Source organism: Streptococcus sp. HMSC065C01 (assembly GCF_001813525.1).
Taxonomy (GTDB): Bacteria; Bacillota; Bacilli; order Lactobacillales; family Streptococcaceae; genus Streptococcus; species Streptococcus parasanguinis_V.
Genome location: NZ_KV812830.1, coordinates 119,548 through 127,238 on the forward strand (window position 1 = coordinate 119,548; position 7,691 = coordinate 127,238).

Here is a 7,691-nt window from a genome sequence, read left to right on the forward strand (position 1 = left end):
CAACCACTGCGTCTTGCTCGACAATACAAAAACAATTGAGAGGCTAGGACTTTAGTCCCAGCTTCGCTCGGGAGTTTTGAAACTTTAGGTTCAAAACTAAATCATGGAACTTCGAAGAAGTTCGCTGATGTCCGTACTCACCCAAGGAAAGTCTCAACGAAGATATGATCTTAATCTGACTCTCCTTCTAGGAGAGTTTTTTGATCTGGGTCTTATTTTCCAAAAGGGCCAAAAAATGGTATAATGTAAGCGATATTGTACAGAAAAGAGAAATGTTATGCCAAATTATGCCATTATTTTAGCAGCGGGGAAAGGTACCCGTATGAAATCAGATCTGCCCAAGGTTCTTCACAAGGTTGCTGGGATCTCTATGTTGGAGCATGTCTTCCGTAGTGTTGGAGCTATCTCACCTGAGAAGACGGTAACGGTTGTGGGCCACAAGGCGGAATTGGTGGAGCAAGTATTAGCTGGACAAACAGAGTTTGTTAAACAAACCGAACAATTGGGAACTGGTCATGCGGTCATGATGGCAGAGCCAGTCTTGGAAGGTCTTGAAGGGCACACCCTCGTCATCGCAGGTGATACTCCTTTGATTACGGGTGAAAGCCTCAAACACTTGATTGACTTCCATATCAATCACAAGAATGTGGCAACAATTTTGACAGCCGAAGCAGCCAATCCATTTGGCTATGGTCGGATTGTTCGTAATGACAATGCGGAAGTGCTTCGAATTGTTGAGCAAAAGGATGCGACAGATTTTGAAAAGCAAATCAAGGAAATCAATACAGGAACTTATGTCTTTGATAATGCACGCCTCTTTGAAGCTTTGAAAAATATCAATACCAACAATGCCCAAGGTGAATACTATATCACGGATGTCATCGGTATTTTCCGTGAGGCTGGTGAAAAAGTTGGGGCTTATACGCTCAAAGATTTTGATGAAAGTCTCGGGGTTAACGACCGCGTGGCCCTCTCAACAGCAGAAGGCATCATGCGTCGTCGCATTAACCAAGCCCACATGGTCAATGGTGTGAGCTTTGTCAATCCAGATGCGGCCTATATCGATGTCGATGTTGAGATCGCACCAGAAGTGCAAATCGAAGCCAATGTTACCCTAAAAGGCCACACAAAAGTTGGGGCTGAGACAGTCTTAACCAATGGAACCTATATTGTGGATAGTGAAATTGGGGCAGGTGCCGTTATTACCAACTCCATGATTGAAGAGAGCACGGTAGCTGATGGCGTAACGGTAGGACCATATGCTCATATTCGCCCAGGTTCTAGCCTCGCCAAAGATGTCCATATTGGAAACTTTGTCGAAGTCAAAGGTTCGTCTATTGGCGAAAATACCAAAGCAGGTCATTTGACCTACATCGGCAACTGTGAAGTCGGCAGCAACGTTAATTTTGGTGCAGGAACCATCACAGTGAATTATGATGGCCAACACAAGTTTAAAACGACGATTGGAAACAATGTCTTTGTCGGATCCAATTCGACGATTATTGCGCCAGTTGAATTAGGCGACAATTCCTTAGTCGGTGCTGGATCAACCATTACCAAGGATGTACCAGCTGATGCGATTGCGATTGGTCGTGGCCGTCAAGTGAATAAAGAAGAGTATGCCCTTCGCTTGCCACACCATCCTAAAAATAAATAGGAGATTCTCATGCAATTTGAAGAAAAAACCATTGAGCGCAAGGAGATTTATCAGGGACCGATTTTCCAAGTGGTCACTGATCAAGTAGAACTACCCGCTGGAAAAGGCCAAGCGCAGCGTGATTTAATCTTCCATAACGGAGCAGTAGCGGTTTTGCCGATCACAGAAGATGGGAAAACGATCTTGGTCAAGCAGTACCGCAAGGCGATTGAAAGGACTTCGGTGGAGATTCCAGCAGGGAAGTTAGAAAAGGGAGAAAATGCAGACCCTAAAGCGGCTGCTCTGCGCGAATTGGAAGAAGAAATTGGCTACACAGCGGATCTAGAGTTGTTGTATGATTTTTATTCAGCCATTGGATTTTGTAATGAGCGGATCAAACTTTATGGTGCGACCAACTTGAAAAAGGTGGAAAATCCACGTCCACAAGATGCGGATGAGACCTTAGAGTTATTAGAAGTGACCTTGAAGGAAGCGAAAGATTTGATCCAAACTGGCGAAATCTGTGATGCCAAGACCATCATGGCGATCCAATATTGGGACTTAATCAATAAATAGAGGAGGATCCGATGGGAAAACCTTTATTAACCGATGAAATGATTGAACGAGCAAGGCGAGGTGAGGACATCACCGGTCCTAATATGGTCGATGCTGAAGAGACGAAAATTATTCGAACAGACCACAGGGGATTTGGCTATGAACGTCCTATGAGAGAGAGTCGTATGGAGCGTCCACAAGAGCGTTATTCTCAGGATACGGTGCAGATCCAAGTGGAGCCCACAGTGACCAAGAGTCGTCGCATTGAAGAACGCAAACAAAGTGTGGTCCAATCCAAACTCAATAAGATTTTGTTCTGGATCATTGTGCTCCTCATTGTTTTAATTATTGCTATTTGGCGTCTATAAGGTCGTTACAAGGAGAGAAATGACATGAAAATTGGAATTATCGCAGCCATGCCCCAGGAGTTGAAGATCTTGGTTGAAGCCCTTGAAAATGGGGAAAAGCATCTGCGTCTTGGAAAAGTCTACTATACAGGATCAATTGGACGTCATGAGGTCGTTTTGGTGGAAAGTGGTATCGGAAAAGTCATGTCTGCTATGAGTGTAGCAGTCTTGGCCAATGATTTCAAAGTGGAAGCCATTATCAACACGGGTTCTGCAGGTGCCGTTGCCCCAGGGATGGCTGTTGGAGATATCGTCCTTGCGGACAAATTGGCCTATCATGATGTGGATGTGACAGCCTTTGGCTATAAGTATGGTCAAATGGCAGGCCAACCGCTTTACTTTGAATCTAGTCGCTATTTCGTATCAGAAATGAAAAAAGTTCTGGAAGAAGAAGCTGCAACCACACATGTGGGCTTGATTACAACAGGAGATAGCTTTATCGCGAGTGAAGAAAAAGTCGCAGCAATTCGAGAGCATTTCCCAGAAGTATTGGCAGTAGAGATGGAAGGGGCAGCCGTTGCCCAAGCTGCTCATGCAGCTGGACGACCCTTCATGGTCATTCGAGCTATGAGTGATACGGCAGATCACGCAGCCAATATTTCTTTTGATGAATTTATCGTAGAGGCTGGCGAACGCTCTGCTCAAACCCTGATTACCTTCTTGAAGAGATTGGTGTAGAAAAAATATAGGGAGATGGACCATGTATCGTGAATCGTATTTTGATGGAGGCCTATTTTCATATATTGGCCATGTTTTATTAGCAACCTTCATTACAGTATTGACTTTTGGGATTTGTGCTCCTTGGGGCGTGTGCATTATGTATAACTGGAAGGTCAAGCATACCGTGATTGATGGTCGTCGTCAGTACTTTGACGGCACGGCTATGCAGTTATTTGGAAATTGGATCAAATGGTGGTTCTTTACCATCATTACATTTGGGATCTATGTGTTCTGGTTAAATATCAAGGTCACTCAATGGATTACCAAGCATACTCATTTTATAGACTAATTGAAAAGGACTCGTCTACGGACTAGTCCTTTTTTGAAGCCGAATCTTTCAGAAATAGGGAACTTTCATGCTATAATAAAGACTAGTAATGTAAAGGAGAGAATATGGTTTTATCAAAGAAACGGGCACGTCATGTGATTGAAGAAATTATCGCCCTCTTCCCAGATGCTAAGCCAAGTCTGGATTTTCGTAATCATTTTGAATTGTTAGTAGCGGTTATGCTCTCAGCTCAGACGACAGACGCGGCTGTTAACAAAGCGACACCAGGTTTGTTTGCGGCTTTTCCAACCCCGCAAGCCATGGCAGCAGCCAGTGAATCCGATATCGCCAAGCATATTTCTAAATTAGGCCTCTATCGAAATAAGGCCAAATTTCTAAAAAAATGTGCCCAACAATTGCTGGATAACTTTGATGGGCAAGTACCTCAGACTCGTGAAGAGTTAGAAAGTCTAGCAGGAGTAGGACGCAAGACTGCAAATGTGGTCATGAGTGTAGGATTTGGCATTCCAGCTTTTGCTGTCGATACCCATGTGGAGCGAATCTGCAAGCACCATGATATCGTCAAGAAATCAGCAACACCATTGGAAGTTGAAAAGCGGGTCATGGATGTTCTGCCAAAGAGCGAATGGCTGGCTGCCCATCAAGCCATGATTTACTTTGGACGGGCTATCTGCCATCCTAAAAATCCTGAATGTGACCAGTACCCACAACTCTATCATTTTGATTAGGAATCAGTTCCTCTGCTCGAAAGAGCAGAGGTTCTTTTTTAGGCTAAACGTATATTTATTAAAAGGATTGAAAGATTCGGTTTTGCAAATCTGTGGTGGTAGGTGCCTAGACTCGCCTATCCGGCTTCTTTGAGATCGATTTCAAGATGCTTTTTCTTTATATCTTATTATATTCATTCAGAAATAACGAACTTTTTTAAAATAAATTTGGTTTTTTGTAAGAAATAGTGTATAATGGTAGAAAATCTAACATAAGGAGATAGTGATGAAAGCAAAAAAACTGTTAGCTCTTGCAGGAGTTTCTGTTGCAGGTGCCTTTCTCTTAGCAGCATGTGGCGGTGGTAGTAGCAATCAAGCAACCTACTCATTCGTCTATTCAGCGGATCCAAATACCTTGGATTACATCGCTGCAACTCGTACAACGACTTCAGATGTCACAAGTAACCTTGTAGATGGTCTTCTTGAAAACGACCGATACGGAAACTTTGTGCCAAGTCTAGCAGAAGATTGGACTGTCTCTGAAGATGGATTAACCTATACTTACAAACTTCGTAAGGATGCCAAATGGTATACGAGTGAAGGAGAAGAATATGGTGCTGTAACGGCTCAAGACTTTGTTACAGGGATCAAACACGCGGTTGAGTCTAAATCAGAAGGTCTCTTCTTGATTCAAAATTCGATCAAAGGTTTGGATGCCTACGTAAAAGGGGAAACCAAAGACTTTAACACAGTTGGAGTCAAAGCCTTAGACGACCACACCATCCAATATACTTTGGTTCGTCCAGAAAGCTTCTGGAACTCAAAAACAACCTCAGGTGTTCTTTTCCCAGTCAATGCGGATTTCTTGAAATCTCAAGGGAAAGATTTTGGTTCGTTGAAACCTAGCAGCATCTTATACAATGGTCCATTCTACTTGAAATCATTGACTTCAAAATCTGAGATTGAATTGGTCAAGAACAAAGACTATTACGATGCGAAAAATGTTCATATCGATCATGTCAAATTGACCTTTAACGATGGATCAAACCCAGATTCTATCATTAAAAACTTTGAAAAAGGTCAATATTCCTTTGCATCTGTTATGCCAAACAGTTCGACGTATAAGAGCGTTAAGAAAAACTTTGGCGACAACATTGTCTACGGTTTGCAATTAGGAACATCCTACTATCTTGGATTCAACTTGGACCGTCAAAAGTATGACCACACTGCCAAAACAACGGATGAACAAAAAGCTTCTACCAAGAAAGCAATCTTGAACAAGGACTTCCGTCAAGCGGTGAACTTTGGCTTTGACCGCAAATCATATGCGGCACAGGTATCTGGATCTGATGCGGCTGAAAATACCCTTCGTAGCACCTTGGTACCACCAACTTATGTCCAAGTCAATGGAGAAGATTTTGGTAAGGTCGTTGAAAAACAATTGGTTACCTATGGGGATCAATGGAAGGGTGTGAGCCTGGCCGATGGTCAAACTAGCCTTTACAACCCAGAAAAAGCCAAAGCTTCATTTGCGAAAGCCAAAGCTGAATTGCAAAAACAAGGCGTTCAATTCCCAATTCATTTGGACTACATTGTCAGCCAAGTGGACAACAGCATGGTCCAACAAGCTAGCTCCTTCAAACAATCTGTAGAGTCAGCGCTTGGTGCAGACAATGTCGTTGTAGACCTTCAAAAGGTTTCGGATGATGATTTCCAAAATATCACCTACTTCAGCGATACTGCTGCTGCGAGAGATTACGATATCTCAGGCGGTGGTTGGGCTCCTGACTACCAAGACCCATCGACTTACCTCGAAAGTATCAGCCCAGTAAATGGTTCTGTCTTCTACTATCTTGGTATTGATGCAGGTTCAAACAATCCAGCCATTGCAACAGTTGGTTTGGATCAATACGCTAACATGTTGAAAGACGCCGATGCTGAATTGTTGGATCAAGCTAAACGCTATGAAAAATATGCAGCAGCGCAAGCATGGTTGACAGATAGCTCGATTACGCTTCCAACTGTTTCAAATGGTGGTGCTCCAATGCTTCAACGGACCGTACCATACAGCCGTGCTGCTTCATGGGTTGGTACAAAAGGAACAGGAACCTTCTACAAATACCTTGAAATGTCCAAAGATGTTGTCACAACAAAAGACTTTAACAAGGCCAAAGAAGAATGGTTGAAGAAAAAAGCAGAATCCAATAAAAAAGCTCAAGAAGATCTCAAAGATCACATCGAAAAGAAAAAATAAATCAATCATTGTTCCATCAATGAGGATAAAAAAAGTCGGAACCTTCATGTGAGGGTTCCGGTTTTTTAGGTATCGAATGTTAGTCCATCTCGTTCTTTTAGATGAAAGATAGATCAACCACTGCATCTTGCTCGGCAATCCAAAAACAGTTAAGAGGCTAGGACTTTTGGCCCAGCCTCTTAACTATAGACGGGTGATCATCATTCTATTCACTAAATCTTAAAAAATAGCCATCTGGATCTAAAACTGCAAATTCATGAGGATAGATATAATGGTCGCCAACAAGAAATTCTCTTTTGTTGTACCCTATGCTTTTTAGCGAAAACGTTTCCTATTTAAATAAACTCTAAAAAATGATAAAATATTTGTAAGTCAACCACTTAAGGAGGTTAAGCATTGTGAAAAACAAAATCTTATTAGGTTCTATGACGCTCCTATCTGCATTTATACTAGCAGCATGCGGAAATAGAGAAAAGAAAACAAACGAAACTACAGCAGCACCAACAACTGAAGTCACTAAAGAAACTACGGATGCACCAACGACAACAACTCAAACAACAACTCCTGGGTCTTCTTCTGGGGCAAAAGAAATATCCCTTGCAGATACTCAACGTATCGGAAATGAAAAATTTGGTTATATCAATATCCCTAAAGATTGGGTCGTACGCACTACTCGAAGTAGCAAAGCGCTCGAATATTTATCACCAGACAAAAACAATGCGTTAATAATGGATTCAAACACTAAAGATACTGTTAAACTTGGCCCCAACGAAACCTTTGACGCAGAGTTACTTGCGAACCGTTTATATAGCTCATTCGGAAAACACAAAAATCGAACTAGTATAGAAGGTGTAAAAGCTATATTTGCCGGTGGGGACGCTTTCTTAATAAAAGTAACAGTTAAAGATGGGAGTACTTTATACGTATGGGTATTCCAAAAAGGAGATAAAGTATACACAATCATAATCCAAGGTTCAGAAGATATGATTAAATCCTTAAGACCTGTTCTCGAGCAATCTTGGGGCCTAGATCCGAATACTCCGGGGAAATAATCCTTAAAAAACTAAAAGAGACTAATCAATGTGATTAGTTGAACCGCACCCCAAAAGTTAGACAGAAAAAA

The 7,691-nt window shown here is 42.1% G+C and carries 8 protein-coding genes and 1 pseudogene; 8 read left to right on the forward strand and 1 reads right to left on the reverse strand.

Annotated features, from left to right (window positions below):
* Positions 1-277 precede the first annotated feature (277 nt).
* The 7 genes from glmU (at position 278) to HMPREF2918_RS01620 (ending at position 6,568) form a co-directional block, all read left to right on the forward strand.
* The gene (gene glmU, locus HMPREF2918_RS01590; protein ID WP_070594426.1) at positions 278-1,657 is read left to right on the forward strand and encodes a bifunctional UDP-N-acetylglucosamine diphosphorylase/glucosamine-1-phosphate N-acetyltransferase GlmU; all 1,380 of its coding nucleotides are present in this window, start codon (positions 278-280) and stop codon (positions 1,655-1,657) included.
* A 9-nt stretch (positions 1,658-1,666) separates the two neighbouring features.
* Positions 1,667-2,212, forward strand: a complete 546-nt coding sequence (locus HMPREF2918_RS01595; protein ID WP_003006238.1) for an NUDIX hydrolase — start codon at positions 1,667-1,669, stop codon at positions 2,210-2,212.
* Between the two features lie 11 nt (positions 2,213-2,223).
* Entirely contained in the window at positions 2,224-2,559 is a 336-nt protein-coding gene (gene macP / locus HMPREF2918_RS01600; RefSeq protein ID WP_070594427.1) for a cell wall synthase accessory phosphoprotein MacP, read from the forward strand.
* 24 nt (positions 2,560-2,583) lie between these two features.
* Entirely contained in the window at positions 2,584-3,276 is a 693-nt protein-coding gene (locus HMPREF2918_RS01605) for a 5'-methylthioadenosine/adenosylhomocysteine nucleosidase (protein ID WP_024055895.1), read from the forward strand.
* A gap of 22 nt (positions 3,277-3,298) precedes the next feature.
* The gene (locus HMPREF2918_RS01610) at positions 3,299-3,607 is read left to right on the forward strand and encodes a YjgN family protein (protein ID WP_070594428.1); all 309 of its coding nucleotides are present in this window, start codon (positions 3,299-3,301) and stop codon (positions 3,605-3,607) included.
* Positions 3,608-3,711: 104 nt separating this feature from the next.
* Complete coding sequence (gene nth / locus HMPREF2918_RS01615) at positions 3,712-4,335, forward strand: endonuclease III (RefSeq protein ID WP_070594429.1); 624 nt, start codon at positions 3,712-3,714, stop codon at positions 4,333-4,335.
* 265 nt (positions 4,336-4,600) lie between these two features.
* On the forward strand, positions 4,601-6,568 hold the full coding sequence (locus HMPREF2918_RS01620; RefSeq protein ID WP_049473169.1) for a peptide ABC transporter substrate-binding protein: 1,968 nt from the start codon (positions 4,601-4,603) through the stop codon (positions 6,566-6,568).
* Between the two features lie 205 nt (positions 6,569-6,773).
* Here HMPREF2918_RS01620 and HMPREF2918_RS10685 read toward each other — a convergent pair.
* Positions 6,774-6,866, reverse strand: a pseudogene (locus HMPREF2918_RS10685) (VOC family protein); the annotation flags it as partial.
* Between the two features lie 100 nt (positions 6,867-6,966).
* Between HMPREF2918_RS10685 and HMPREF2918_RS01625 the strand changes: the two are divergent.
* Complete coding sequence (locus tag HMPREF2918_RS01625; RefSeq protein WP_049491623.1) at positions 6,967-7,620, forward strand: hypothetical protein; 654 nt, start codon at positions 6,967-6,969, stop codon at positions 7,618-7,620.
* Positions 7,621-7,691: the final 71 nt, after the last annotated feature.

Bases quoted from the DNA above. Each gene is read 5' to 3' on its own strand.
- macP (WP_070594427.1), top strand. From the start codon at position 2,224: ATGGGAAAACCTTTATTAACCGATGAAATGATTGAACGAGCAAGGCGA.
- HMPREF2918_RS01605 (WP_024055895.1), top strand. From the start codon at position 2,584: ATGAAAATTGGAATTATCGCAGCCATGCCCCAGGAGTTGAAGATCTTG.
- HMPREF2918_RS01620 (WP_049473169.1), top strand. From the start codon at position 4,601: ATGAAAGCAAAAAAACTGTTAGCTCTTGCAGGAGTTTCTGTTGCAGGT.
- HMPREF2918_RS01595 (WP_003006238.1), top strand. From the start codon at position 1,667: ATGCAATTTGAAGAAAAAACCATTGAGCGCAAGGAGATTTATCAGGGA.
- glmU (WP_070594426.1), top strand. From the start codon at position 278: ATGCCAAATTATGCCATTATTTTAGCAGCGGGGAAAGGTACCCGTATG.
- nth (WP_070594429.1), top strand. From the start codon at position 3,712: ATGGTTTTATCAAAGAAACGGGCACGTCATGTGATTGAAGAAATTATC.
- HMPREF2918_RS01610 (WP_070594428.1), top strand. From the start codon at position 3,299: ATGTATCGTGAATCGTATTTTGATGGAGGCCTATTTTCATATATTGGC.